The 25,401-nt window shown below is 68.3% G+C and carries 24 protein-coding genes; 14 read left to right on the plus strand and 10 right to left on the minus strand.

Annotated elements, in window-relative coordinates; genetic code table 11:
- The first annotated feature begins 34 nt into the window (after positions 1–34).
- The 3 genes from leuS to RNZ50_20655 are packed head-to-tail and all read left to right on the plus strand — an operon-like array spanning position 35 to position 4,204.
- Positions 35–2,710, plus strand: coding sequence for a leucine--tRNA ligase (gene leuS, locus RNZ50_20645; protein ID MDT8857403.1), 2,676 nt, complete (start codon positions 35–37; stop codon positions 2,708–2,710).
- Positions 2,697–3,188: an LPS assembly lipoprotein LptE gene (gene lptE, locus RNZ50_20650; protein MDT8857404.1), complete on the plus strand. Its 492-nt coding sequence runs from the start codon at positions 2,697–2,699 to the stop codon at positions 3,186–3,188. Before leuS ends, lptE begins: the two co-directional genes overlap by 14 nt.
- Positions 3,185–4,204, plus strand: coding sequence for a DNA polymerase III subunit delta (locus RNZ50_20655; protein MDT8857405.1), 1,020 nt, complete (start codon positions 3,185–3,187; stop codon positions 4,202–4,204). Before lptE ends, RNZ50_20655 begins: the two co-directional genes overlap by 4 nt.
- A gap of 59 nt (positions 4,205–4,263) precedes the next feature.
- On the opposite strand, the gene RNZ50_20660 is transcribed toward RNZ50_20655, so the two are convergent.
- The 5 genes from RNZ50_20660 to RNZ50_20680 are packed head-to-tail and all read right to left on the minus strand — an operon-like array spanning position 4,264 to position 8,867.
- Positions 4,264–5,550, minus strand: a complete 1,287-nt coding sequence (locus RNZ50_20660; GenBank protein ID MDT8857406.1) for an FAD-binding oxidoreductase — start codon at positions 5,548–5,550, stop codon at positions 4,264–4,266.
- Positions 5,547–6,473 carry a branched-chain amino acid ABC transporter permease gene (locus tag RNZ50_20665; GenBank protein ID MDT8857407.1) on the minus strand — a complete coding sequence of 309 codons (927 nt, stop codon included), beginning with the start codon at positions 6,471–6,473 and terminating at the stop codon, positions 5,547–5,549. The genes RNZ50_20660 and RNZ50_20665 overlap by 4 nt, the downstream gene beginning before the upstream one ends.
- Positions 6,470–7,378: a branched-chain amino acid ABC transporter permease gene (locus tag RNZ50_20670; GenBank protein ID MDT8857408.1), complete on the minus strand. Its 909-nt coding sequence runs from the start codon at positions 7,376–7,378 to the stop codon at positions 6,470–6,472. The genes RNZ50_20665 and RNZ50_20670 overlap by 4 nt, the downstream gene beginning before the upstream one ends.
- Positions 7,375–8,103: an ABC transporter ATP-binding protein gene (locus tag RNZ50_20675; protein MDT8857409.1), complete on the minus strand. Its 729-nt coding sequence runs from the start codon at positions 8,101–8,103 to the stop codon at positions 7,375–7,377. The genes RNZ50_20670 and RNZ50_20675 overlap by 4 nt, the downstream gene beginning before the upstream one ends.
- On the minus strand, positions 8,100–8,867 hold the full coding sequence (locus RNZ50_20680) for an ABC transporter ATP-binding protein (protein ID MDT8857410.1): 768 nt from the start codon (positions 8,865–8,867) through the stop codon (positions 8,100–8,102). Before RNZ50_20680 ends, RNZ50_20675 begins: the two co-directional genes overlap by 4 nt.
- A gap of 104 nt (positions 8,868–8,971) precedes the next feature.
- Here RNZ50_20680 and RNZ50_20685 point away from each other — a divergent pair, with 104 nt between their 5' ends.
- From RNZ50_20685 to RNZ50_20735, 11 genes are all read left to right on the plus strand, one after another.
- Positions 8,972–9,676, plus strand: a complete 705-nt coding sequence (locus tag RNZ50_20685; GenBank protein ID MDT8857411.1) for a GntR family transcriptional regulator — start codon at positions 8,972–8,974, stop codon at positions 9,674–9,676.
- On the plus strand, positions 9,673–10,155 hold the full coding sequence (locus RNZ50_20690; protein ID MDT8857412.1) for a DUF3830 family protein: 483 nt from the start codon (positions 9,673–9,675) through the stop codon (positions 10,153–10,155). Before RNZ50_20685 ends, RNZ50_20690 begins: the two co-directional genes overlap by 4 nt.
- The gene (locus RNZ50_20695; protein MDT8857413.1) at positions 10,152–10,496 is read left to right on the plus strand and encodes a TIGR04076 family protein; all 345 of its coding nucleotides are present in this window, start codon (positions 10,152–10,154) and stop codon (positions 10,494–10,496) included. Before RNZ50_20690 ends, RNZ50_20695 begins: the two co-directional genes overlap by 4 nt.
- Entirely contained in the window at positions 10,493–11,533 is a 1,041-nt protein-coding gene (locus RNZ50_20700) for an aldo/keto reductase (GenBank protein ID MDT8857414.1), read from the plus strand. Before RNZ50_20695 ends, RNZ50_20700 begins: the two co-directional genes overlap by 4 nt.
- 74 nt (positions 11,534–11,607) lie before the next feature.
- Positions 11,608–12,855 (plus strand): ABC transporter substrate-binding protein, encoded by a 1,248-nt coding sequence (locus RNZ50_20705; GenBank protein MDT8857415.1) that lies wholly within the window; start codon positions 11,608–11,610, stop codon positions 12,853–12,855.
- An 81-nt stretch (positions 12,856–12,936) separates the two neighbouring features.
- Positions 12,937–13,839 carry a LysR family transcriptional regulator gene (locus RNZ50_20710; GenBank protein MDT8857416.1) on the plus strand — a complete coding sequence of 301 codons (903 nt, stop codon included), beginning with the start codon at positions 12,937–12,939 and terminating at the stop codon, positions 13,837–13,839.
- Between the two features lie 252 nt (positions 13,840–14,091).
- Positions 14,092–15,243 (plus strand): ABC transporter substrate-binding protein, encoded by a 1,152-nt coding sequence (locus tag RNZ50_20715; GenBank protein ID MDT8857417.1) that lies wholly within the window; start codon positions 14,092–14,094, stop codon positions 15,241–15,243.
- Between the two features lie 132 nt (positions 15,244–15,375).
- Positions 15,376–16,368, plus strand: a complete 993-nt coding sequence (locus RNZ50_20720; protein MDT8857418.1) for an ABC transporter ATP-binding protein — start codon at positions 15,376–15,378, stop codon at positions 16,366–16,368.
- Positions 16,369–16,659: 291 nt separating this feature from the next.
- A complete protein-coding gene (locus tag RNZ50_20725) occupies positions 16,660–17,601 on the plus strand; it encodes an ABC transporter permease (protein MDT8857419.1) in 942 nt (313 codons plus the stop codon).
- Positions 17,591–18,400 (plus strand): ABC transporter permease, encoded by an 810-nt coding sequence (locus tag RNZ50_20730; protein ID MDT8857420.1) that lies wholly within the window; start codon positions 17,591–17,593, stop codon positions 18,398–18,400. The genes RNZ50_20725 and RNZ50_20730 overlap by 11 nt, the downstream gene beginning before the upstream one ends.
- Positions 18,401–18,412: 12 nt before the next feature.
- Positions 18,413–19,840: a gamma-aminobutyraldehyde dehydrogenase gene (locus RNZ50_20735; GenBank protein MDT8857421.1), complete on the plus strand. Its 1,428-nt coding sequence runs from the start codon at positions 18,413–18,415 to the stop codon at positions 19,838–19,840.
- Positions 19,841–20,013: 173 nt separating this feature from the next.
- Here RNZ50_20735 and istB read toward each other — a convergent pair whose 3' ends face one another.
- From istB to RNZ50_20760, 5 genes are all read right to left on the minus strand, one after another.
- Positions 20,014–20,775: an IS21-like element helper ATPase IstB gene (gene istB, locus RNZ50_20740; protein MDT8857422.1), complete on the minus strand. Its 762-nt coding sequence runs from the start codon at positions 20,773–20,775 to the stop codon at positions 20,014–20,016.
- 12 nt (positions 20,776–20,787) lie between these two features.
- Positions 20,788–22,326 carry an IS21 family transposase gene (istA, locus tag RNZ50_20745; protein MDT8857423.1) on the minus strand — a complete coding sequence of 513 codons (1,539 nt, stop codon included), beginning with the start codon at positions 22,324–22,326 and terminating at the stop codon, positions 20,788–20,790.
- Between the two features lie 235 nt (positions 22,327–22,561).
- Positions 22,562–23,095, minus strand: a complete 534-nt coding sequence (locus RNZ50_20750; GenBank protein MDT8857424.1) for a peptidoglycan-binding protein — start codon at positions 23,093–23,095, stop codon at positions 22,562–22,564.
- Between the two features lie 284 nt (positions 23,096–23,379).
- Positions 23,380–23,631: an RDD family protein gene (locus tag RNZ50_20755; GenBank protein ID MDT8857425.1), complete on the minus strand. Its 252-nt coding sequence runs from the start codon at positions 23,629–23,631 to the stop codon at positions 23,380–23,382.
- Positions 23,632–24,110: 479 nt separating this feature from the next.
- Entirely contained in the window at positions 24,111–25,259 is a 1,149-nt protein-coding gene (locus RNZ50_20760) for a TIGR03862 family flavoprotein (protein MDT8857426.1), read from the minus strand.
- Between the last annotated feature and the right edge of the window lie 142 nt (positions 25,260–25,401).

Raw genomic sequence — 25,401 nt, forward strand, 5'->3', positions numbered from 1 at the left:
ATCCGGCCCGGTATCGCATGAACATGAGGCCGCAATGTCCCGCTATGATCCCGCCGTCACCGAAGCCGCATGGCAGGCCGCCTGGGATGCGGCGGGGGTGTTCACCGCGAAGCGCGACCCGCTGAAGCCGAAATACTACGTGCTGGAAATGTTCCCCTACCCCTCGGGGCGCATCCACATGGGGCATGTGCGCAACTATACCATGGGCGACGTGGTGGCGCGGCAGAAGGCGGCCAGCGGCTACAGCGTGCTGCACCCGATGGGTTGGGACGCCTTCGGGATGCCCGCCGAGAATGCCGCGATGGAACGCGGCGGCCACCCGAAAGACTGGACCTACGGCAATATCGCCGACATGCGTGCGCAGATGAAGCCGCTGGGCCTTTCCATCGACTGGAGCCGCGAGTTTGCCACCTGCGACCCGGAATACTACGGCCAGCAGCAGGCGATGTTCATCGACATGATGGCGGCCGGGCTGGTCTACCGCAAGAATGCCGTGGTGAACTGGGATCCGGTCGACATGACGGTGCTGGCCAACGAACAGGTGATCGACGGGCGCGGCTGGCGCTCGAACGCGGTGGTGGAACGGCGCGAGCTGACGCAATGGTTCTTCCGCATCTCGGATTATTCCGAGGAGCTGCTGAACGCGCTGGATGGCCTGAAAGACTGGCCCGAGAAGGTGCGGCTGATGCAGGCCAACTGGATCGGCAAGTCGCGCGGGCTGCAATTCGCGTTCGAGACCGTGGGCGCGCCTGAAGGGTTCGAGACGCTGGAGGTCTATACCACCCGCCCCGACACCCTGCTGGGCGCCAGCTTCGCCGCGATTTCCGCCGATCACCCGCTGGCAAGGGCGCTGGAATCCGAACCGGAGGTGGCGGCCTTCGTGGCGAAATGCCGCTCTGGCGGCACCTCGGCCGAGGAGATCGAGACCGCCGAGAAGATCGGCTATGACACCGGCATCCGCGTGAAGCATCCGCTTGATCCGGCACGGGAGTTGCCGGTCTGGATCGCCAACTTCATCCTGATGGATTACGGCACCGGCGCGATCTTCGGCTGCCCGGCGCATGACCAGCGCGACTTCGATTTCGCCAGCAAATACGCCTTGCCGATCCCGCCGGTGTTCTGCGCCGAAGGGGCGGAGGAATCCGTGCTGGCCGAAGCCTACGTCCCGATGAAATCGGAGCGCGTGCGCTACCTGCGCGGCTTTGCCGGGGCGCCGGTGCAGACCGGCGAAGAGGCCGTGGCCGCCGCGATCGCCCATGCCGAGGCCAAGGGCTATGGCCGCGGCGTCACCAACTACCGGCTGCGCGACTGGGGCATCTCGCGCCAGCGCTACTGGGGCTGCCCGATTCCGGTGATCCACTGCCCGGCCTGCGGCGTGGTGCCGGAGGCGAAGGCAAACCTGCCGGTGCGCCTGCCCGACGACGTGACCTTCGACGTGCCCGGCAACCCGCTGGACCGCCACCCGACCTGGCGCGACTGCACCTGCCCCAAGTGCGGGGCGGCGGCGCGGCGGGAAACCGACACGATGGACACCTTCGTCGATTCGTCCTGGTATTACGCCCGCTTCACCGCGCCCCACGCCCCGACGCCGACCGATGCCGCGGACGCCGACTACTGGATGAACGTCGACCAATACATCGGCGGCATCGAGCACGCGATCCTGCACCTGCTCTATTCCCGCTTCTTCGCCCGGGCGATGTACAAGACCGGCCATCTGCCGCTGAAGGCGATCGAGCCCTTCAACGCCCTGTTCACCCAGGGCATGGTGACGCACGAGACATACTCCATCGTCGACAAGGTTTCAGGCCGCGTCAAATGGCTGAATCCGGATGAGGTAGAAGCTTCTGCCGATGAAGATGGGCGCCGCAAGTACAGGCTAAAAGCAGAGGTAGGGAGGGTTCGAATCTCCGGCCAATCTGTATCGATGGTGCTTAGGGACAGCGAAGGAAAGGTCTTATCTCGCGATAGTTCCGAAGCTGATCATGCGAGCGAAGATATAGTTGTAGTCGGCCCTTCGATTAAAATGTCGAAATCCAAGAAGAACGTGGTCGATCCGGTCAGCATCATCCAGGCCTTCGGCGCCGATACCGCACGCTGGTTCGTGATGTCCGACAGCCCGCCCGAACGCGATGTCGAATGGACGGCCAGCGGTGCCGAGGCGGCGTTCCGCCATCTCGGCCGGGTCTGGCGGCTGGCCGACGAGATCAGCCGCGCCGACACCCCCGCCACCGCCGAGGATGCCGCCCTTGCCCGCGCCACCGCCCGAGCCATCGCCGAGGTGACGCAGGGCATCGAGGGCTTCGCCTTCAACAAGGCGGTCGCCAAGCTTTACGAATTCACCAACACCCTGTCGCGCAGCACGGCGGGGGCGCAGGCGAAACGGCAGGCAATGCAGACCATGGCGGTGCTGATGCAGCCCATGGTGCCGCATCTGGCCGAGGATGTCTGGGCGATGCTGGGCGGCGCGGGGCTGGTGGCGCAAGCTGCATGGCCGGTGGCCGACCCTGCCCTGCTGGTGGAAGACAGCGTGACCCTGCCGATCCAGATCAACGGCAAGCGCCGGGCCGAGATCACCGTGCCGAAAGACATGCCCGCAGCCGAGGTCGAACGGCTGGTGCTGGCGGATGCCGACGTGATCCGCTTCCTTGGCGGGGCCGCGCCGAAAAAGCTGATCGTGGTTCCGGGGCGCATCGTCAATGTCGTCGCCTGACCGCCGCACCCTGCTGGTGATGCTGGCCGCCCTTGGCGGTTGCGGCTTCACCCCGGCCTACGCGCCGAGTGGCCCGGCGGCGGGGTTGCAGGGTGCCATCCGCGCCGCCGACCCCACCGACCGCAACGCCTTCGATCTGGTCGACCGGCTGGAAGAGCGGCTGGGCCGTCCGCAGGCGCCGCGCTTTGCGCTGACCTACCGCATAGAAACCGATGCCATCGGCGTCGGCATCACGCCGGAAAACGCCACCATCCGCTACAACCTCACCGGCTCGGTGGACTGGGTGCTGACCGAAAACGCCACCGGCAAGCGGCTGGCGGGCGGGCGGGTGGACAGCTTCACCTCATACTCCGCTACCGGCTCCACCGTGGCGGGCCTTGCCGCCGAGGAAGACGCCGCGACCCGCCTGATGCGCATCCTGGCCGACCAGATCGTGTCGCGGCTGCTTGCCACCTCTGCCACCTGGGCTGCCGGATGATCCTGAAGGGGGTCGAGGCCGGGCGCTACTTCGCCAAGCCCGATCCGGCGCGGGCGGGCCTCCTGATCTGCGGGCAGGACGCGATGCGCGTGGCGTTGCGCCGGCAAGAGGTGATCGCGGCGCTGATCGGCCCCGAAGGCCCCGCCGAAATGCGCCTGACCCGCATCGCGGCGGGCGATCTGCGCCGCGACGGCGCGCTGCTGCTGGATGCGATCCGCGAACAGGGCTTCTTCCCCGGCCCGCGCGTCGCGTTTCTGGAGGATGCGACCGACACGCTGGCCCCCCTCGTCGATCTGGCGCTGAAAGACTGGCGCAAGGGCGATGCGACCATTCTGGTGACGGCCGGCAACCTCACCGCCAAGTCGGCGCTGCGCAAGGCGTTCGAGGGTCACCCCAACGCCTTCGCCGCCGTGCTTTACGACGAGCCGCCCAGCCGCGAGGAAATCGAATCATCGCTGGCGAGGGCGGGCCTTGCCCATATCGAACGCCCCGCGATGGCCGACCTGACCGCCCTTGCGCGCGATCTTGACCCCGGCGATTTTCGCCAGACCCTTGAAAAGATTGCGCTCTACAAGTTCGGTGACGCCACGCCGCTGACCTCGGAAGACGTGGCCGCCTGCGCCCCGGCGTCGATCGAGGCCGAGGTCGACGACGTTCTGCACGCCGTGGCCGACGGCAACAGCGCGGCAATCGGCCCGCTGATGCGGCGGCTGCAGGGGCAGGGCGTGCTGCCGGTGACGCTGTGCATCGGCGCGCTGCGCCATTTCCGCAGCTTGCACATGGCGGCGGCCGACCCCGGCGGCCCGGCGGCGGGCATCGCGCGGATGCGCCCACCGATCTTCGGCCCGCGCCGCGACCGGATGCTGCAACAGGCGCAAAGCCTTGGCCTGCGCAATCTGGAAACCGCGCTGGCGCTGCTGGTCGAGACTGACCTCACGCTGCGCTCCACCAGCCGGGCGCCGGCCATGGCGGTGATGGAACGCGCGCTGATCCGGCTGGCGATGGTGCGGCGCTGAAGCGTGATGCGGAAACGGGGCATCCGGTTTTCCTCGTCAATCACGCGACCGCCTGAACGCTAGCGCAGATCGCGGGCGTCGCGCCACATGCTCAGCGGCAGCAGCACATTCGGCGCATGGCGCATCAGGGCGTGCAGCGGAATCGGCGCAACCGGCCCGCAAGGCACCGGCAGGTCGCCGGCCTCTGCCCCCGCGGCCCAGTCGGCCAGCACCACGCCCAGTTGCGTCGACATCGCGATGCCGCGCCCGTTGCAGGCGATGCCCGCCATCAGCCCCGGCGCGGGCGTCATCAGGTGCGGCAGGAAATCGGGCATCACCGCCGCCATCCCCGACCAGCCATGGCGCAGCGGCGGCAGGTCCGGCAGCCCCAGCATCCGCGCCATACGGCGGTGAATCGCAACCGGCACCCGCCGCGCCGCGCCGGGGCCGAGGATGTGCATCCCGCCCGTGATCAGCCGGTTTTCGGCGTCGAAGCGGAAGGTGAACAGGTTGCGCCGGGTGTCCGACACGCATTGCCCGCCGGGCAGCAGCCGGTCGCGCACCGCCGCAGGCAGGGGGTCGGTCGCGATCTGGAACACCCGCAGCGGAAAGAAACTTTGCGCCAGACCCGGCACCAGCCCGCCGGCATGGGCATTGGTCGCCAGCACCACCCGCGCCGCCCGCACCTGCGCATGGGGCAGGCTCGCCCGCCAGCCGCCGTCCGTCGCGGCCAGCGCGCCCACCGGGCTGTCCTCGAACAGCCGCACGCCCGCCGCCACCGCCGCCCGCGCCAGCCCGCGCGCAAAGGCCACCGGGTTCAACACCCCGCCGGAACGGTCGATCCAGCCGCCCAGATACCCCGGAACCCCGGTCAGCGCCGTCACCTGCGCGGCGTCCAGCGCCTCGGCCGGACGCCCCAGCGCGGCCCACTGCCGGGCGCGCGATTGCGTGCGGGCCAGGGCCTCGGGCGCATGGGCGGGTTGAATCCAGCCGCTTTGCACCGCGTCGCAGGCGATGCCGTGCCGCGCGACCAGCCCGAACACCAGATCGGCGCTGCCCGCCGCAAAGGCGTTCAGCCGCGCCCCCCGGTCGGGCCCCAGCCGCGCCACCACCGCCTCGGGGTCCACCTTGGCGAAGTTCGGCACCACGAAGCCCGCGTTGCGCCCCGTCGCCCCCCAGGCCACCCGCTGCGCCTCGACCAGCACCACGCGCAGGCCGCGTTCAGCGGCATGAAGCGCGGTGGAAAGCCCAGTGAAACCACCGCCCACCACCAGCAGATCGGCCTCGATCTCGCCCAGCGGCGCATCGCCGGGCGGCAGCGGCGCGCTGACACCATGCCACAACGTTGCGGGGTCCGGCTGCCTCATCGCCTGCGCCCCCCGAAAAAGCCCTGCGGCCGCCACACCAGGATCAGGCACAGCATCACCCCGATCGCCACGATCTGCAGCGCGGCACTGCGCGCCTGCCAGTCGCCCGGCACCAGCGCCGAGGTTGCCGCCCCCGACCCGACCCAGATCGCCCAAACCACCACCGCCCCCAGCAGCGCCCCACGGTTCGACCCCGACCCGCCGACCATCAGCATCGCCCAGACCTGAAAGGTCAGCGTCGGCAAGTAGCTGTCGGGCGAGATGAAGCCGATGAAATGCGCCTGCACCGCCCCCGCCAGCCCCATCACCGCGCCCCCGGCGGCAAAGGCCTGCACCCGGTAGGACCGCGCGCTTTTCCCCAGGCTGACCGCTGCCCGCTCATCCTCGCGCAGCGCCCGCAGCACCCGGCCCCACGGGCTGCGCGACAGATGCTCCAGCGCCAGATAGGTCGCCAGCGTCACCCCCGCCACGACCCCGAGGTTGAGGAAGTTGAACAGCACCGGCTGATCCGCCACCCCGGCAAAGGGCCGCGGAATGAAAGCCACGCCGAACGGCCCGCCCGTCACGCCTTGCGCGTTCAGCGCCACCAGCTGCACCACCACGGCCACCCCGAAGGTGGTGATCGCCAGATAATCCGCCTTCAGCCGCAAGGTGGCAAAGCCGGTCAGCGCCGCCGCCAGCCCCGCCAGCGCCATCGCCCCCAGCCAGCCCGCCGCAATCGGCAAGCCGAAGCCGCCGAGCCGGTCGGCCACCTCGGGCGTTGTCAGAACCGCCGAGGTATAGGCCCCGATCGCCACGAACCCCGCGATGCCGACGTTGAACAGCCCCGTCAGCCCCCATTGCAGGTTCAGCCCCAGCGTGATGATCCCGAAGATCAGCGCGGTGGACAGGAAGAACGCGCCATAGCCCAGAAGATCGATCATCGCTCCGCCACCCCGAACAACCCCTGCGGCCGTGCCAGCAGCACCGCCATCAGGATCACGAACGCCACCGCCGCCCGCCATTCCGCGCCGATGAACTGCACCGCCACCGCCTCGGATAGCCCGATGATCAGCCCGCCCAGCACCGCGCCGGGCACCGACCCGATCCCGCCCAGAATCGCGGCGGCAAACATCGGCAGCAGCATGTCCAGCCCCATCAGCGGCCTTATCTGCACCAGAATCCCCACCATGATGCCCGCCGCACAGGCCAGCGCCCCGCCCAGCATCCAGGTCGCGCGCACCACGCGGGCCACATCCACCCCCACCACCCGCGCCAGCGCCGGGTTCTGGCTGACGGCCCGCATCTCACGCCCGGTCTGGCTGCGGGTGATGAACAGGTGCATCGCCGTCACCAGTGCCGCCGTCACCCCCAGCAGCACCGCCTGATCGGGCGTGATGCGGATGCCCGCCCCCACCGGCACCGCCATCTGGATCGCCCGGCTGAAATACTCCGGGCGCGAGGTGAACAGGAACTCCAGCAGGCTGCGCAGCGCCATCGACGCGCCGAAACTGGCCATCACCACGATGATCGCCTGCCCCCGGTCGCGCAGCCGCGCAAACAGCAGCCAGTCCAGCGCCAGCGCCATGCCGCCGGTCAGCGCCATCGCCGCCAGCCCCGCCACGATCAGCGGCCAGCCGAAAGACAGCGCGCCGATGGGCGCCGTCGCCCCCGCCACCGCGCCGATGCCCCCCACCAGCACCAGCGTGCCATAGGCGCCCCAGGCCATGAAGTCGCCATGTGCGAAATTGGAAAACCGCAGGATCGAATAGGTCAGCGTGACGCCAATCGCCCCCAGCCCGATCATCGACCCGGCAATCAGCCCGTCCAGCAGGAATTGCAGGTTCATGACGCCTCCTTGCGGTGCCCGAGGTAAAGTTCGGCAATCAGCGGGTCGTCCCACAGGGTCGAAGCCACCCCTTCATGCGCCACCCGGCCCTCGACCAGCACATAGGCCCGGTCTCCGATGCCCAGTGCTGCCCGCGCATTCTGTTCCACCAGCACGATGGTCAGCCCGGCGGCACGAATCTCGGCCAGCCGGGCAAACACCATCGCCACGAACTTCGGTGACAGCCCGGCCGAGGGTTCATCCAGCATCAGCACGCGCGGATGCACGATCAGCGCCCGCGCCACCGCCAGCATCTGCCGCTGCCCGCCCGACAGGCTGCCCGCCATCAGCCGCCGCTGGCGGGCAAGGTCGGGGAACAGGGTGAACATCTCGTCGATCCGGCCCGCCACCTCGGCGCGCGGCAGCACCCCGCCCGAAACGCGCAGATTGTCCTGCACCGTCATCAGCGGAAACACGTTCTCGGTCTGCGGCACGAAGGCCAGCCCCTGCCGCACCATGCGGTGCGCCGGGGTGGCGGTGATGTCGGCGCCACCCAGCAGCACCTGCCCGCCGGTCACCGGGACCAAACCGGCAATCGCCTTGATCAGGCTGGATTTCCCGGCTCCATTGGGGCCGAGGATGACAACGATCTCCTGTTCCATGGCTTGGATCGTCGCCCCGCGCACGATGGACAGGCCGGGTTCATACCCCGCCACCAGCCCCCTGACCTCCAGCAGCGCATTCATGCCGCACCGCCGAGATAGGCTTCGATCACCCTCGGGTCGCGCGCCACATGATCGGGCGTGCCCTCGCACAGCAGGCTGCCCCCGGCCATCACCAGCACCCGCCCGCACAGCCGCGTCACCATGTCGATGTTGTGCTCGATCAGCAGGAAGGTCACGCCGCCCGCGTTGATCGCCCTGATGCGGTCGATGATCACCTCCAGCAGCGTGGCGTTCACCCCGGCCGCCGGCTCATCCAGCAGGATCACCGCCGGGTCCGCCATCATCACCCGCGCCAGTTCCAGAAGCTTGCGCTGTCCGCCCGACAGCACGCGCGCAGGTTCCCCCGCCAGCCGCCCCAGCGCCACCAGATCCAGCAGCCCCCGCGCCTTGTCGCGCGCGTCGCGTTCCTCGGCGGCGATGCGGCGCACCCTGGTGAAGTTTGCCCAGAACCGCTCGCCGGTCTGGCCCTGCCGCGCGATCAGCATGTTGTCCATCAGCGAGAGTTCGGGAAACGGGCGCGGAATCTGGAACGTCCGCCCCAGCCCGCGCGTCACCCGGCGGTGCGCCGCTTCGCCCGCGACCTCGGCCCCCTGCAAGCGGATCGACCCGGTCGTGGGCACCACCGACCCCGCCAGCAGATCGAACATCGTGGTCTTGCCTGCACCGTTCGGCCCGATCAGCCCGACAATCTCGCCCGCCTGAACCGCCAGCGACATGCCGTCCACCGCCCGCACGCCGCCGAACCGCTTGGTCACATCGCGCGTTTCCAGAACCGGCGGGGGCATGGACACCTCTTGTAAGTTGATCTGTGATCACACTTGATTTGATCACGATATGCAGGCTTAATATTCAAAGCAAGATGATTCCGCCGCAAGGGCAGCACCGCGCAATGAACGACAAGACAGGCATCACTCTGGCCCCGGTGGGCCGCGAAACCGTGCAGGACCGGGTCTATTCCGAACTGCGCCGCGCCCTGATCGGCGGGCTGTTCGCCCCGTCGCAGGTGCTGACCATCCGCAGCCTGGCCGACGCGCTGATGACCTCCACCATGCCGGTGCGCGAGGCGCTGGGCCGCCTGATCACCGAACAGGCGCTGGAGGCGCTGCCCAACCGCACCATCCGCGTGCCGCCCATCACGCTGGCCCGGATCGACGACCTCTTGCGCGCCCGCGCCCTGATCGAGGGCGAGGCGGTGGTGCTGGCGACCCCGCGCATGACCCCCCGCCTGCTGACCACGATCCGCGAGATCATGGCCGAATGGGAAAGCCTGCGCATCGGCGGCAACCCGGCCTCGGTCAACCGCGAGGTCACGCTGAACCAGGCGTTCCACTTCGCCATCTACCGCGCCTGCGGGTCCGACGTGCTGATCCCGATGATCGAAAGCCTTTGGCTGCAATCGGGCCCCTGCACCCGCGCCGCGATCTTCGCATTTTCCGACGCGGGCGAAAAGGACGCGGGGCGCTTCCACGTCGCCATCCTTGCCGCGCTGGAGGCCGGCGACGCTGCCGCCGCCCGCGCAGCCCTGGTGGCCGACATCAGCCGCCCGTTCGCCTTCCTGCGCGACAAACTCAACGCCGAAGGGGCCACCCCATGAAGTTCCGCATCTCCGAACCCCGCTCCGGCCTGTCGGTGCTGGCCGAACTGCTGCCCGCCAAGGCCCCCGACAACGCCGCCTTCCTGTCGCGCTATCTCGAAACCCCGCGCACGGTGCCCGGCCTTCATGCCATGTGGACAGGCCCCGAAATCTCCTGCCCTGTCCCACCCGCGCATCTGGCGGGGGCCGGCTGGGCGCAGGCCCTTCCGCCCGAAAACGCCACCCTGCACCCGCAGCCCGGCGACGTGGTGCTGGCCTATGTTCCGGCCCGCGTCTGGGGGGGCAACCCCGACCCGATCTACGACATCGGCCTGTTTTACGGCCCCGGCGCGCGGATGTTCTTCCCGATCGGCTGGCTCGCCGGGTCGGTGGTGGCGCAGGTGGTCCCCGAAGACCGCGCCGCCCTTGCCGCCGCCTGCGGCCGCATCCGCCAGACCGGCGCCTGCGAGATCACCTTCACGCAGGAGGGCGCCGCATGACCGACGACTTCGAGCTTTACGACCTGCGCGTGGAAATCGTCGCCCCGCCCGGCGCAAAGCTCTACTGCGGCAAGGCGGGCGACTGGTTCGAGCTGCGCGGCGAACAGCTGCACCTGCCGCCGGGGCAAGGCTTCTCGATCTACTCGCTGGCGGCGCTCCTGCCGCTCTTGCCCGCCAAGCAGCGCATGACCCACCCGCACGACTGGATGACCTCGGATGCCGAGGTCGCCTGCCCCGACCCGAACTGCCCGTCCCGCCTGCGCATCACCCGCATCGGCACGCGCCGCTTCAGCCATGCCGAAACCACCGCCGTCCCCCTGCCGGAAGGGCCCGCCCCATGACCGTCCCCACCATCGAGCTGCGCCCCGGCTACCACATCTCGCGTGTCATCCGCGGCGGCTGGCAACTGGCCGGCGGGCACGGCCCGGTTGACCGCGCCGAAACCATTGCCGACATGGCGGCCTTCTACGAGGCGGGCATCGTCACCTTCGACTGCGCCGACATCTACACCGGGGTCGAGGATCTGATCGGCCAGTTCCGCATCCGCCACGGCGCCGCCGCGCTGGACCGGCTGCGCGTGCAGACCAAGCTGGTGCCCGATCTGGCAGACCTTGCCACCCTGACCCGCGACTCGGTCCGCCGCATCATCGACACCTCGCTGAGGCGGCTTCACATGGACCGGCTCGACCTCGTGCAGTTCCACTGGTGGGATTACGCGGTGCCGCGCTACCTCGAGGCGCTCGGCTGGCTCGATGACCTGCGGCGCGAGGGCAAGGTGCTGCACATCGGCGCCACCAATTTCGACACGCCGCGCACGCTGGAAATCCTTCAGGCGGGCATCCCGCTGGTGTCGATGCAGGTGCAATACAGCCTGATCGACGCCCGCCCGGAACGCGCCCTGGTGCAGGCGGCGCTGGCGCATGACATGCACATCTTCGCCTTCGGGTCGGTCGCGGGCGGCTTTCTGGGCGACCGCTGGCTGGGCCAGCCCGAACCGACAGGCCCGCTGGAAAACCGCTCGCTGACGAAATACAAGCTGATCATCGACGATTTCGGCGGCTGGGCGCTGTTCCAGACCCTGCTGCGCTGCCTGCGCACCATTGCCGACCGGCACGGCTGCGACGTGGCGACCGTGGCCAGCGCCGCGATGCTGTCGCGCCCTGCGGTGGCGGCGGTGATCGTCGGCGCGCGCAACCGCAGCCATCTGGCGCAGAACGTGGCCATCGCGAACCTCGCCCTGACCGCGCAGGACCATGCCCAGATCGCCGCCGTGCTGGCGCGGGGCCAGACCCCGGAAGGCGACACCTTCACGCTGGAACGCGACCGCCACGGGCGCCACGGCCAGATCATGAAATACAACCTCAACAAAGCGTCCTGACCGGCCGCCAATTCCGCCGGACAGACTGACCCGGCGGCCCCGACAACAGGCCCCCTCAACAGATAGGTTCCCAGATGAAGACATCCCTGATTGCCATGCTCTCGGCACTGGCGCTGACCCCGATCGCGGCCAATGCCTGCGACATCACCATCGGCCTCGTGCTGGAACTGACCGGCCCGGCGGGCGAATACGGTCAGGCCGGCGCGAAATCGGTCGAAATGGCGTTCCGCGACCTGAACGACGCGGGCGGCGTTGCGGGCTGCATGTTGAAAACCGACACCCGCGACAGCCAGACGCAAGGCAACGTCGCGGTCGATGCGGCAACGCAACTGGTGCAGGTCGGCAAGGTGCCCGCCATCATCGGCGGCATCATCTCGCCGATGTCGATCCCGATCCTGACCTCGGTCACCGGCCCGGCGAAGATATTGCAGGTCTCGCCCGCCTCGTCGTCACCGACGCTGACCGCGCTGGGGCGCGAAGGCAAGACCGGCGGCATCTTCTTCCGCACCATCACCTCGGACGCGCTGCAAGGCGTGGCGGCGGCGAAATACGCGCTGGACCAGGGGATGAAGAAGATCGTCATCATCCACCAGAACAACGACTTCGGGGTGAATCTGGTCCGGGAGTTCACCGCCCCCTACACCGCGCTGGGTGGCGAGGTGATCTCTGTCACCCCCTACAACGCCAAGCAGTCGAGCTATGCCTCGGAAGTCACCGCCGCGATGGCGGGCGAACCGGATGCGCTCTACCTGATCTCCGATCCGGTCGATGGCGCCACCGTGGCGCGGACCTGGATCAGCCAGGGCGGCGTGCAGAAATTCCTGCTGAACGACGGGATGAACAGCGACGACTTCATCGCCTCGGTCGGGGCAGAGTATCTGGGCCAGGCCTACGGCACCTCGTCGGGCACCAACCCGACCCCTTCGACCGAGTATTTCAATGCCAACTATCAGGCGTTCTCGGGCATCGACCCGGCAGCCCCGGCGGCCGACCGGTCCTATGACGCGGGCGCGCTGGTCGGTCTGGCCATCGCCATCGCGGGCGGCCCCGATGCCGCAAGGCTGCCCGACGCGCTGCGCCGCGCGGTCGATCCGGCGGGCGAGGTGATCCATGCCGGCAAGGACGAATTCACCCGCGCGCTGGGGCTGATCGCGGAAGGCAAGGCGATCCGCTACGAAGGCGTGATCGGCCCGGTGAACTTCGACGAGTATGGCGACATTTCCGGCCCGTTCCGGCTGTGGCAGATCGTCGATGGCAAGGTGACCACGGTGGGCGAAATGACCCCCGCCGATGTCGATGCCATCAAGGCGCAGACCAACTGACGCCCCGCCGCCGGGGGCGATGCCCCCCCGGCGGCACCACGCAAGGTTGACAGCCCCGCCCCGCCCCCCGATCCTGCGCGCATGGCCTTCACCCTGCGACAGTTGCAGTTCTTCATCGCCGCCGCCGAACAGGGCTCGGTGTCGCGGGCGGCACGGGTGCTGTCGATCTCGCAATCCTCGGTGACCGAGGCGATCCGCGCGCTGGAGGATGACCTTGGCGTGAGCCTGTTCGACCGCCAGGCCCGTGGCATCGACATCACCCACCGCGGCTCGGCCTTCCTGCGCCATGCCCGCCAGATCCTCGCCGACGTTGCCACCGCCCGGATGGCGTTTCAGGATGATGTCGAACCCGCCACGGGCCGGCTGTCGCTGGGGGTGACCTCGCTGGTGGCGGGCTATGTGCTGTCGGACATCCTGTCCCGCTTCCGCCGCGCCCATCCGCAGGTCGAGCTGAACGTGATCGAGGACAACGGCGAGTATCTGCAGCACCTGCTGATTGGCGGCGAGCTGGACGTGGCGGTGCTGCTGACCTCGTCGGTGCGCGACCGCATGGCGCTGCATGTCGAGACGCTGCTGGTCTCGCCCTACCGGCTGTGGCTGCCGCTGGGCCACCCCCTTGCCCAGCAGGAGGCGATCGCGCTGGACGAACTGGCGGGCACGCCGCTGATCCAGCTGATGGTGGACGAGATCGAGGAAAGCACCCGCCGCCTGATGGCCGCCCTCGCGGTGAAGCCGCAGATCGCCTTCCGCACAAGGTCGGTCGAGGCGGTGCGGTCGCTGGTCGCCACCGGGGCCGGCCTCGCGATCCTGCCCAGCCTCGTCTACCGGCCCTGGTCGCTGGAGGGCGACCGGATCGAGATCCGCGACGTGTCGGGCGACCTGCCGACGGTGCAGGTCGGCCTCGCCTGGCGCCGCGGCGCACCGCTGAGCCCGCCCGCGCTGAACTTCATCCGCTCGGCGCAAAGTGCCATTCCGACGCGGTGAGCCGGCCGCCGCCGCCGGGGCCATCGAGACCCCGGCGGCGGCTTGGGTCACGATGCCCGGCGCCGGGTTGGCGGAGAGGCAGGGGGGGGTATTTGGGCCAAGAAGAAACCGGGGGCGGTGGTATCGGGTAAACCGATGGCTTCGTTCTGCGTTTTGATATTGCGAAGCCTTGTGCAGTCGCCCTACCGTTCGGGCAAGCCGGAAAACCGGTCCTTGCGTGTTGCGCGGGATGAACCAACGGGGAGTGTGAGAATGAAGACCATGAAACTGCTGGGCACCACCGCCCTTGCGCTGCTGACCGGCCTGGCCCCGGTGGCGGCCCAGATCACCGAGATCGGCGCGCTGGAGGGGCAGGTGAACATCGTCGCCTGGCCCGGCTACATCGAGCGCGGCGAGACCGACAAGGCCTTCGACTGGGTGACGAAGTTCGAGGCCGACACCGGCTGCAAGGTCAAGGTCAAGACGGCCGGCACCTCGGACGAGATGGTGGCGCTGATGAACGAGGGCGGCTTCGATCTGGTCACCGCCTCGGGCGACGCCAGCCTGCGGCTGGTCGCGGGCAAGCGGGTGCAGCCGATCAACGTGGACCTGATCCCGTCCTGGTCGGCGGTGGACGACCGGCTGAAGGACGCGGGCTGGCACACGGTCGACGGCGTGCACTACGGCGTGCCCTACATGTGGGGCCCCAACGTGCTGATGTACAATACCGAGGTCTTCCCGGAACCGCCGACCTCGTGGAACGTGGTGTTCGAGGAAATGACGCTGCCCGACGGCAAGTCGAACAAGGGCCGGGTGCAAGCCTATGACGGCCCGATCCATGTGGCCGACGCGGCGCAATACCTGATGACCCACAAGCCCGAGCTTGGCATCACCTCGCCCTACGAGTTGAACGACGCACAGTACAAGGCCGCGCTCGACCTCTTGCGGGTGCAGCGCACGCTGGTCAGCCGCTACTGGCACGATGCCTTCATCCAGATGGACGATTTCAAGAACGAGGGCGTGGTGGCCTCGGGCACCTGGCCGTTCCAGGTCAACCTGCTGAAGGCCGACGGCTTCCCCGTGGCCTCGGTGATCCCGGCCGAAGGCGCCACAGGCTGGGCCGACACCACGATGCTGCATGTCGATGCCGCCCACCCGAACTGCGCCTACAAGTGGATGGAACATTCGCTGTCGTCGAACCTGCAATCCGATCTCGGCGTGTGGTTCGGCGCCAACCCCAGCGTGCCCGCCGCCTGCACCGACGGGCGCGGGCTGCTGACCGCAGAGCTTTGCACCGCCAACGGGATGGACGATTTCGCCAAGATCCGATTCTGGACGACCCCGGTCTCGAAATGCGCCCAGGGCGAGTGCGTGCCCTATTACCGCTGGGTGTCGGACTACATCGGCGTGATCGGCGGGCGGTAACGCCGCCCCGCTCCCGGCCGCTGCAACGGCCAGACTGCCGCCAGAACGGCGGGGTGCCCGACCGGGCGCACCCCGCCGACCGCCGGAAGGCTGCGCCCCTGCGCCGCCTGCGGCCCTTTCAGGACTTGATGCATGACTCCCGCCGTCGAATTCGCTGCTGTCTCGCGCCATTTCGGCCCCATCCGGGCGGTGGATCACCTTGATCTGACCATCGCGGAAGGGTCGTTCTTCGCCATGCTCGGGCCGTCCGGCTCGGGCAAGACCACCTGCCTGCGGCTGATCTCGGGGTTCGAGAAGCCGACCCATGGCGCGATCCGCATCTTCGGGCAGGATGTGTCGAACACCCCGCCGAACCGGCGCAACGTCAACACGGTGTTTCAGGACTATGCGCTGTTTCCGCACATGAACGTGCGCGACAACGTGGCTTATGGCCTGATGGTCAAGGGCATGGGCCGCGCGCCGCGCCATGCACGGGCCGAGGAAATGCTGGCGCTGGTGCATCTCGACACCTACGGCGACCGCAAGCCCGGCCAGCTTTCGGGCGGGCAGCGGCAGCGGGTGGCGCTGGCCCGCGCGCTGGTCAACGAACCCCGGGTGCTGCTGCTCGACGAGCCGCTGGGCGCGCTCGACCTCAAGCTGCGCGAGGCGATGCAGGACGAGCTGAAGGCCCTGCAGCGCCGCCTCGGGCTGACCTTCGTCTTCGTGACCCATGACCAGAGCGAGGCGCTGAGCATGGCCGACAACCTCGCAGTGTTCAACCACGGCCGCATCGCCCAGATCGGCACGCCCGCCGAGGTCTACGCCCGCCCCGCCACCCGCTTCGTCGCCGATTTCGTCGGCTCGTCGAACGTGCTGCCGCCCGCGCTGACGCAATCGCTGGGCGGGCCGCCCCGTTGGTCCTCGCTGCGCCCCGAGGCTCTGCGGCTCGTTGCACCCGAAGGCGCGGCGCTGGCCGGGCCGGTCGCGGCGCTGCGCTTTCTGGGCGCGGGCACGCGGGTGCAGGTCGAAGTGCCGGGGGCCGAGATCGGCGTGCTGGTGGCGGCAGGTGCCCCGCTGCCGGAACCGGGCGCCATGGTCGGCCTCGCCTTCGATCCCGCCGCCCTGCACGTGATGGCCGAGGCATGAGCGGCCCCTGCCTCAAGGCGCGCGCCGCCAGTGCCGCAATCCGCGACAGCGCCGGCCGAGGTGGCTCGATGCCACCGAGGCCGGCTCCTCCGGCCCGGGGGCGGCGATGACCGACGTGCGCATCATCCTGGCCGCACGGGGCCCTGGCGGACATCGCTGTCGATCCCGCCGCGCTGAATGGAAGGGCCGAGCCATGACCCGCCTGTCCCGCAGCCGAAGCCGCCGCCCTCGGTGGCATCGAGCCACCTCGGCCGGCGCTGTCGCGGTTCGCGGCGCCTGCGGGGTGCGGCGATGAGCGACGCGCGCGCCATCCTGCCCGAGCGCGGCCCCGGCGACCGGCTGACTGCCCTGTTCTGGCGGCGGCCCGGCGTGCTGCTGGCGCTGCTGATCACCCCGCCGCTGTTGTGGCTGGGGGTGGTCTATCTCGGGTCGCTGGCGGCGCTGCTGCTGCAAAGCTTCTACTCGATCGACGAATTCTCGGGAATGATCGTCGAGGAATTCACCCTCAAGACCTATGGCGAGCTGTTCCGCCCGTCCAATTTCGACATCATACTGCGGACCCTTCTGATGTCGGCTGCGGTCACGCTGGGGGCGGCGGTGATGGCCTTTCCCATCGCCTATTACGCCGCGCGATATGCCCGAGGCCGCTGGAAGGCGGTGTTCTATCTCGGGATCATGCTGCCCCTGTGGTCGTCCTATCTGGTCAAGGTCTATGCGTGGAAGCTGATCCTCGCGCGCGAGGGCATCATCACCTGGGCCGCCGATGCCATCGGCGCGGGCGTGGTGATCGACGCGGTGTTGTCGCTGCCCGGCGTCGGGGGCAATTCGCTCTCCACCAGTTTCATCGGCACCTGGTCGGTGTTCATCTATGTCTGGCTGCCCTACATGATCCTGCCGATGCAGGCCGCGCTGGAGCGGGTGCCGGTCTCGATGCTGGAGGCTTCGGCCGACCTTGGCGCCAGCCGGGCGCAGACCTTCCGCACGGTGGTGCTGCCGCTGGCGATGCCGGGGGTGATTGCCGGGTCGATCTTCACCTTTTCGCTGACGATGGGCGATTACATCATCCCGCAGATCATCGGCACCTCGGCCAATTTCATCGGCATGGCGGTGTATCAGTTGCAGGGCACCGCCGGCAACCTGCCGCTGGCCGCCGCCTTCGCGGTGGTTCCGATCCTGATCATGCTGGCCTATCTGGCGATGGCAAAACGGATGGGAGCGTTCGATGCCCTCTGACCGCCGCGCCCCCCTGTCGCTGACGCTGGCCGCCATCGGGGGGCTTTTGTTCCTGCACCTGCCGATCCTGCTGATCTTCCTCTACGCCTTCACCACCGAGGAGCGGACCTACCAGTTCCCCCCGCCCGGCCTGACGCTGAAGTGGTTCGGCGTCGCCTGGGCGCGCGAGGACATCTGGCCGCCGCTGCTGCTGTCGCTCAAGGTGGCGGCGATGTCCACCGCGCTGGCGCTGGTGCTGGGCACGCTGGTCGCCGCCGCCATGGCGCGGACCCGGTTCTTCGGGCGCGAGCAGATTTCGCTGCTGATCATCCTGCCGATCGCGCTTCCCGGCGTGATCACCGGCATGTCGCTGCGCTCGGCCTTTTCCATCATGGACATCCCGTTTTCCACCCTGACCATCATCCTCGGCCATGCCACCTTCTGCATCGTCATCGTCTACAACAACGCCGTCGCCCGCTTCCGCCGCCTGTCGGGCGCGGTTGTCGAGGCCTCGGCCGACCTTGGCGCCAACGGCTTCCAGACCTTCCGCTACATCCTCTTGCCCAACCTCGGCTCGGCGCTGCTGGCAGGCGGGATGCTCGCCTTCGCGCTGTCCTTCGACGAGGTGATCGTGACCACCTTCACCGCGGGCCAGCAATCCACCCTGCCGATCTGGATGCTGAACGAACTGGTGCGCCCGCGGCAGCGCCCGGTGACCAACGTGGTCGCCATCGTGGTCTTCGTGGCCACCTTCCTGCCGATCCTGATCGCCTACACCCTGACCCGCGGCGGTTCCGAAACCGCTGGCGGCGGCAAATGAACGGAGCCTGCCATGACCGACACTGACCTCATGATCGCCAACCGCTTCGAGCCCGGCGAGGATGCCGCCGAGCCGATCCTGAACCCGCGCACCGGCGCCCTGATCCTCGATGTGGCCGAAGCCTCCGCCGACCAGATCGACCGCGCGGTCGCCGCCGCGCGCCGCGCCTTCGACGGCTGGTCGCGCAGCACCCCCGCCACCCGCTCCGCCGCCCTGCTGCGCATCGCAGACCGCATCGAGGCCGAGGCCGAAGCCTTCGCCGCGCTGGAGGCGCTGAACTGCGGCAAGCCGATCGGCGCCGCGCTGAACGACGAGATTCCCGCCATCGTCGATTGCTACCGCTTCTTCGCGGGTGCGGTGCGCTGCCAGACCGGCGCGCTGGCGGGCGAATACCTTGCCGGGCACACCTCGATGATCCGGCGCGATGCGGTGGGGGTGATAGCCTCCATCGCCCCATGGAACTACCCGCTGATGATGATGGCCTGGAAGATCGCGCCCGCCATCGGTGCGGGCAACACCGTGGTCTTCAAGCCCTCGGAACAGACGCCGCTGACCGCGCTGAAAATGGCCCGCATCCTTGCCGAAGAACTGCCCGAAGGCGTGGTCAACGTGATCACCGGGCGCGGCCACACCGTCGGCTCCACCCTGATCAACCATCCCGGGGTGGACATGATCAGCCTGACCGGCGACGTGGCGACCGGCAAGAAGATGCTCGACGCCGCAGCGAAATCTGTGAAACGCACCCACCTTGAACTGGGCGGCAAGGCCCCGGTCATCGTGTTCGACGATGCCGACATCTCGGAAGTCGTCGAGGGCCTGCGCGCCTTCGGCTTCTACAACGCGGGGCAGGACTGCACCGCCGCCTGCCGCATCTACGCCGGGCGCAAGGTCTATGACCGGCTGGTGGCCGACCTGACCACCGCCGTCGCCTCGATCCGGCTCGGCAACGCCGACGATGCCACCAACGAGATCGGCCCGCTGATCAGCCTGCGCCAGCGCGACCGGGTTGCCAGCTTCGTCAACCGCGCCCGCGACCTGCCCCATGTCGAAATCACCACCGGCGGCGCCGCGATGGACGACGGCTTCTACTACCAGCCGACCGTGGTCGCCGGCGCCCGGCAATCCGACGAGATCGTGCGTCGCGAGGTGTTCGGCCCGGTCGTCTCGGTCACCCCCTTCTCCGACGTGGAAGAGGCCGTCACCTGGGCCAATGATTCCGACTATGGCCTCGCCTCGTCGGTCTGGACGCGCGACGTCGGCCGCGCCATGGCGACCGCCGCTCGCCTGCGTTACGGCTGCACCTGGGTGAACACCCATTTCATGCTGGTCAACGAAATGCCGCACGGCGGGCTGAAGCAGTCCGGCTACGGCAAGGACATGTCGTCCTACGCGCTGGAAGATTACTCGGTGGTGCGGCACGTCATGGTCAGGCACGGCTGACACGGCAGCGGCGTCATGGAATAAAAGGGCGGGGAACACCCCGCCCTTTCCTGCACTTGCGGATTTCGCGGAGAATGGGCGCTGATTTCGCGCGATCGTGGGCACGCGTTTCGCGCCATTCTGGGCAGTCATTTCACGGGATCGTGGGCAGGCTGGCCGACGCTTTCATGGAGTCAGGCTTGAACGATTTGGTCAAGCTTTTTTGTGACGGCGGAGCGCCTGCGCAGGCTTTCACCTGAGAGGGTGAGGCGGTGTGCGTTGTGAACGAGGCGGTCGAGGATGGCATCTGCGAGCGTTGGGTCGCCGATGGCTTCGTGCCACTGGTCAACGGGGAGTTGGCTTGTGACGATGGTGGAAGCGCGGCCGTGGCGGTCTTCGAGGATTTCCAGCAGGTCACGGCGCTCCGGGGCGGTGAGGACGGCGAGGCCCCAATCGTCAATGATCAGCACATCCATGCGGGCGATGGTTTTGAGGATGCGTTCATGGCGGCCATCGCCACGGGCCAGAGCAAGGGCCTCGAACATGCGCGGCGCACGTTGATAGAGGACGGGCCGCCCATCCCGGCACGCCTTGTGGCCAAGGGCGCAGGCGATCCAGCTTTTGCCCAAACCGGTCGGCCCGGTTATCAGCAGGTTCTCGTGCCGGGCGATCCAGCCGCCATCGGCAAGATGCGCCATGACACTGCGGTCAAGACCACGTGGGCTGCGCAGGTCCAGATCCTCGACGCTGGCATCTTGGCGCAGAGCCGCAAACTTGAGCCGGGAGGCCAGTTTCTTGGTGTCGCGCTCTGCAGCCTCGCGGTCGACCAGCAGGCCGAGACGCTCTTCGAACGAGAGGGCGTCGAAGGCGGTTGACCTGCGTTGTTCTTCGAGCGCCGATGCAATGCCGGTCAGGCCGAGCGCCAACAGTCGGTCGTGGGTGGGATGGGTCAGCATTTTAGTCCTTTCTCAATGGTAATAGCTGCCGCCACGAATGTTGGCGTGCTGGAGGGGGGCGACCTCTTCGGAGCCTTCCAGGAAGGCGCGATCGAGGCCGGTCTTGAGGATCGAACGAATGGAGGTGACGGTGCGGGCCCGGATGGTCACACCCCGCTGGCAGGCCGCATCAACGCGCTCCGGCCCATAGGTTTTGACCAAGGCCAGCACACCCAGGCAGGTGCGGAACCCCTGTTCAGGATGGGGGCGGTCAGCCATCACCATCTCGCAAAAGGCGGCGACGGCGGGGCCGGTCTTGGTTGCCTGCGCCAGCATTCTGGCCGGGGTCCATTCGGCAAAGCGACGATGGGCCGATGGCATATGGTCGGCCACGGTGACATGGCTGCGCCGCCCCGGGGTGCGCACGTGGCTCGCAACCCTCTGACCACGATGGAATATCTCGACCGTCTGGCCGCTTGTGCGAACATCGACCTCTTGTTTGATCAGCGCGAAGGGCACGGAATACCATGAGCTGTCGACCTCAACGTGATAGTCGGGTGCCACGCGGGCGCGCTTCCAGCGGGCGAAGACATAAGGTTCGGGCGGTAGGGGCTGAAGATTGGGCCGATCCAAAGTGGCAAACAGATCGGCGCGGCTGGCGCCATAGCCGCGCATCACGCGCATGTTCAACTCGTCCAGCAGCCGCCGGATCGCCACGTTCAACTCGGCCAATGAGAAGAACCGGTGGTTCCGCAGCCGCGCCAGAATCCAGCGTTGTGCCACTTGGACAGCCACTTCCACCTTCGCCTTGTCCCGGGGTTTGCGCGGCCGGGCGGGCAGAACGGCGGTGCCATAATGCGCCGCCATCTCGGCATAGGTCCGGTTCAGCCCCGGATCAAACCGGTCTGCCTTGATCACGGCGGACTTCAGATTGTCCGGAACCACCGCCTTTGGCACGCCGCCCAGAAAGGCGAACATCCGGATATGCGCGAGGATCCAATCTTCCAACCCCTCCGATGCCACCGCCTCGGCATAGGTGTGATTCGATGCCCCCATTGCCGCCACGAACAGCTTCATGGCCCGCGCTTCGCCGGTCGTGGGGTCGATCACGTCGATGGTGTCGCCGGCAAAGTCGACGAACACCTTCTCGCCGCCCACATGTGTCTGGCGCATCGTCGGGCGCACCCGACCCTTCCAAGCCTCGTAATGCGTGCAAAACCAAGTATAGGCAAAACCCCCGGGGTGCGCGGCACGGTATTCTTCCCAGAGCAGCATCCGCGTCACCCCAGGGCGGCGCAACTCGCGGTCAATCTCCGCCCAGTCGGGCACAAGCCGCTCCGCGTCCGGCACCGTGGGCGGGGCTGGAAACAAAAGAAGTTCAAGGCTGTCGTCATCGATCCCCTCCGGCAAGGGCCACGTGAGCCCGGCATGACGCGCCCGTTGGGTGTAGCTTCCGACGCTCCCCTTGCTCAGACCGAGGGAAGCGGCAATGGACCGCTCGCTCAGGCCTTGCCCAAGCTTCAATCGCAAAACATCTCGTATCCGGCGCATGTTCAATCGTCCTGTCGGCATCAAGCCACCCCTTCATTCCTGAAGGCGCAACTATCCTCAATTTGCCGACCAGACCTGCCCGCGATCCCGCGAAATCAGTGCCCAGCTTCACGCGAAATGACTGCCCATGATCCCGTGAAATCGATGCCCACCATCAAGCGAAACACGCACCTGCACTGGCAAAAAGGCCACTCGGTACGTCTCGCACTCTACAACGGGGTCACTCGATAACTGGTATCACTCGTATCAAGGCAACTCAGTAAATCAGGGAGTCATACAGCCCGTAGGCCGCCTGACGTGTCTGCAAGGCCCGCGATGCGCCGGTGTCGCGGGCATAGGCGCTGATCGCGGCATAGGTGCCGGGGCCGAACGACCCGTCGATGCCGCTGCGGTAATACCCCTGCTGCGCCAGCCGACGCTGGATCGCAGCGCGCTGCGACCAGGAATAGCTGTTGAACGCCTGCGCGGCAGGGGTCTGATAGATGCTGCTGCTCGCCACCGGGGCCGGATGCCGATACTGCGGCTGCGGCTGCGGATAGTAGCGCGGCTGCGGTGCCGCGTAATACTGCGGCTGCGGGGCGGGCTGATAGCGCGGCGCGGCGGAATACTGCTGCGGCGCCCTGTTGTAGCGCGAGTTGTCGTAGATCTGCTTGATGATCAGCGCCGCAGCGGCGCCTTGAACGAAGTTGCGCTCGTTGTCGCCGAAGGCATGGGCGGGGGCCGCCATCGTGGCGGCAACGGCAAGCGCGGTGATGGCAGCGACGGCAGTTCTTTTGACAGCGGGCAGCATGTCGTGTCCTTTCAGGTGGAATCTTCTGGCCTCACCCTGGCCCCCTGCCGCGATGTCATGCAATTTCACCCTGCTGCTATCCGATAACAACACGCGCCCGTGATTGTTCCGCGCCTGCGGGTGGTTTTCTGCGGCCGGATTCGCGGGCAACAGCCCCGGCCCGTCAGGGGCCAGGGCGCAGCCGCAAACCCTTGCGCCGAAGGGGATTCAGCGCAGAAGGCGCAGCCGCTGACCGCGCCCGAGGGAGTTTGCCCCAGACCCGCCCCGGCCGCCGGCCCCGCCGCTCACCGATCGGCGATGCCGAACAGGTGCCGGAACACCGTGCCGCCCAGAAACCGGTTCATGCCGACGAAATACGCGATCATCAGCACGAACAGCGCAAAGGCCGGCAGGCCGGTCAGCAGAAAGCCGCCCTCTGTCCTGCCCCCGGTCAGCCCGGCAATCCCGTAGCCGCCCGCGACGAACACCAGCAGAAAGTCCAGCACGCCCGCAATCACCCGCTTCCACAGCGGCCCCTTCCCCCTGTCCGTTTCCATCGCCCTCTCCCTCGTCGGCACCGGGCGAGATGGCCCCGCATCCGCCGGATCGCGGCATCATCCCGCCGCCGCCGCCGCATTGCAACGTTGCCAGCCGCCGCCACAGCCGGCACTGGAACCGGTAAAATGCTAACCTTTCCAACAACATGCCGGGCCAGCGCCAAACCTGCGGCAATGTGCCCCGACCCGTGCGCCGCCCCCAGCCCCCCGTCCCGGCCCCCGCCCCGGCCCGGCACTCCGCGTAGCCCGGCGGCCGGGGTCGGCAAAGGGATCAGGCTGTCCGCCATCCGCATTCCTTCGGGTGCAGAAAATGCGCTGCGGCGGCACGCCACCGATTCGCGCCGCCCTACCGCCAGCCGTGCGGCCTGCGGGCGGTCCGGCCGCTCCGGCGCGGATAGATCCCCTCGCCCGGCGAAACCCTGAACGATTCGTTAACGCAGCAAAAGTTATCGTTCTCAATCATATACATAAATCAGTTTTCACGCGTGAAAATCCGCCGCGTGCCGCCCCGCCCACAGCCCGGTCGCCAGACACCCGGTCAGCAGATATCCCCCGGTCGGCGCCTCCCAGTCCAGCATCTCGCCGCAGACGAACACCCCCGGCAGCGCCTTCAGCTCCAGCCCCGCCGTCACCGATACCCGCGCCACGCCGCCCGCAACCGAGATCGCCTCGTCCATCGGCCGCGGCCCGTCCAGCGGCACCGGCAGCGCCTTCACGGCCAGCCCCGGCGGCATCCCCCGCCCGAATTCCTGCACCAGCCCGACCGAAACCGCCGCCAGCCCCAGCTTGCGCAGCCGGTTCGCAACCGTCTCTCCCGGCCGCATCCGGGCCAGACGGGCGGCGACCTCCTCCTCCGACAGGTCGGGCAGCAGATCCAGCACCAGCCCCGCCCCCTCGCGCAGATCGCGCGACACCGCGTAGATCCCGCCCCCCTCGATCCCGCGTGCGGAAATCACGAACTCCCCCCGCTCCCGCCTCCCCGCCACGCACAGCGCCGCCCCCTTCACCGGCACCCCGAAGAACCGCGCCATATGCGGCGACCACGCGACCTTGAAGCCGACATTGGCGCCGCGGAACGGCACGACCTCCACCCCCCGCCCGGCCAGCCACGGCACCCACGCCGCGTCCGACCCCAGCCGGGCCCAGCTTGCCCCGCCCAGCGCCAGCACCGTCACCCCCGGCCGCAGCACCTGCCGCCCCTCCGGCGTCTCGAACGCCAGCCCGTCCCCTTCAAACCCGGCCCAGCGCCAGCGGGTCCGCAACGCCACCCCCTGCCCCGCCAGCCGCCCCAGCCAGGCCCGCAGCAAAGGCGAGCCCTTCATCGCCACCGGAAACACCCGCCCCGACGATCCGGTGAACACCTCCTGCCCCAGCCCGCGGCACCAGTCCTGCACCGCCTGCGGCCCGAACTCGGCCAGCATGGGCGCCATCCAGTCGCTGTCATACTGCGCGGCGAACGCGGCCGCTTCCTGCGCGCGGGTGATGTTCAGCCCGCTCTTCCCCGCCATCAGGAACTTGCGCGCGGGGCTCGCCTTCGCCTCGCAGACCAGAACCCGCCGCCCCGCCGCGACCAGCGCCCCGGCGGCCATCAGCCCGGCCGGCCCAGCCCCGATCACCAGCGCGTCCATGCCGTGCTGACCAGGCAATGCCATCCCCAGTTCCGGTTGCCGATCCATGCCCTTCCCCACCTCCGAGATGCCGCCCGTTCCAGACCGGAACCACCGCCACTTTTCATTCTTCTGTTTCTCAAATATCCCCGCCGGAGGCTCC

Source organism: Paracoccaceae bacterium Fryx2, assembly GCA_032334235.1.
In the GTDB taxonomy this organism is placed as follows: domain Bacteria; phylum Pseudomonadota; class Alphaproteobacteria; order Rhodobacterales; family Rhodobacteraceae; genus JAVSGI01.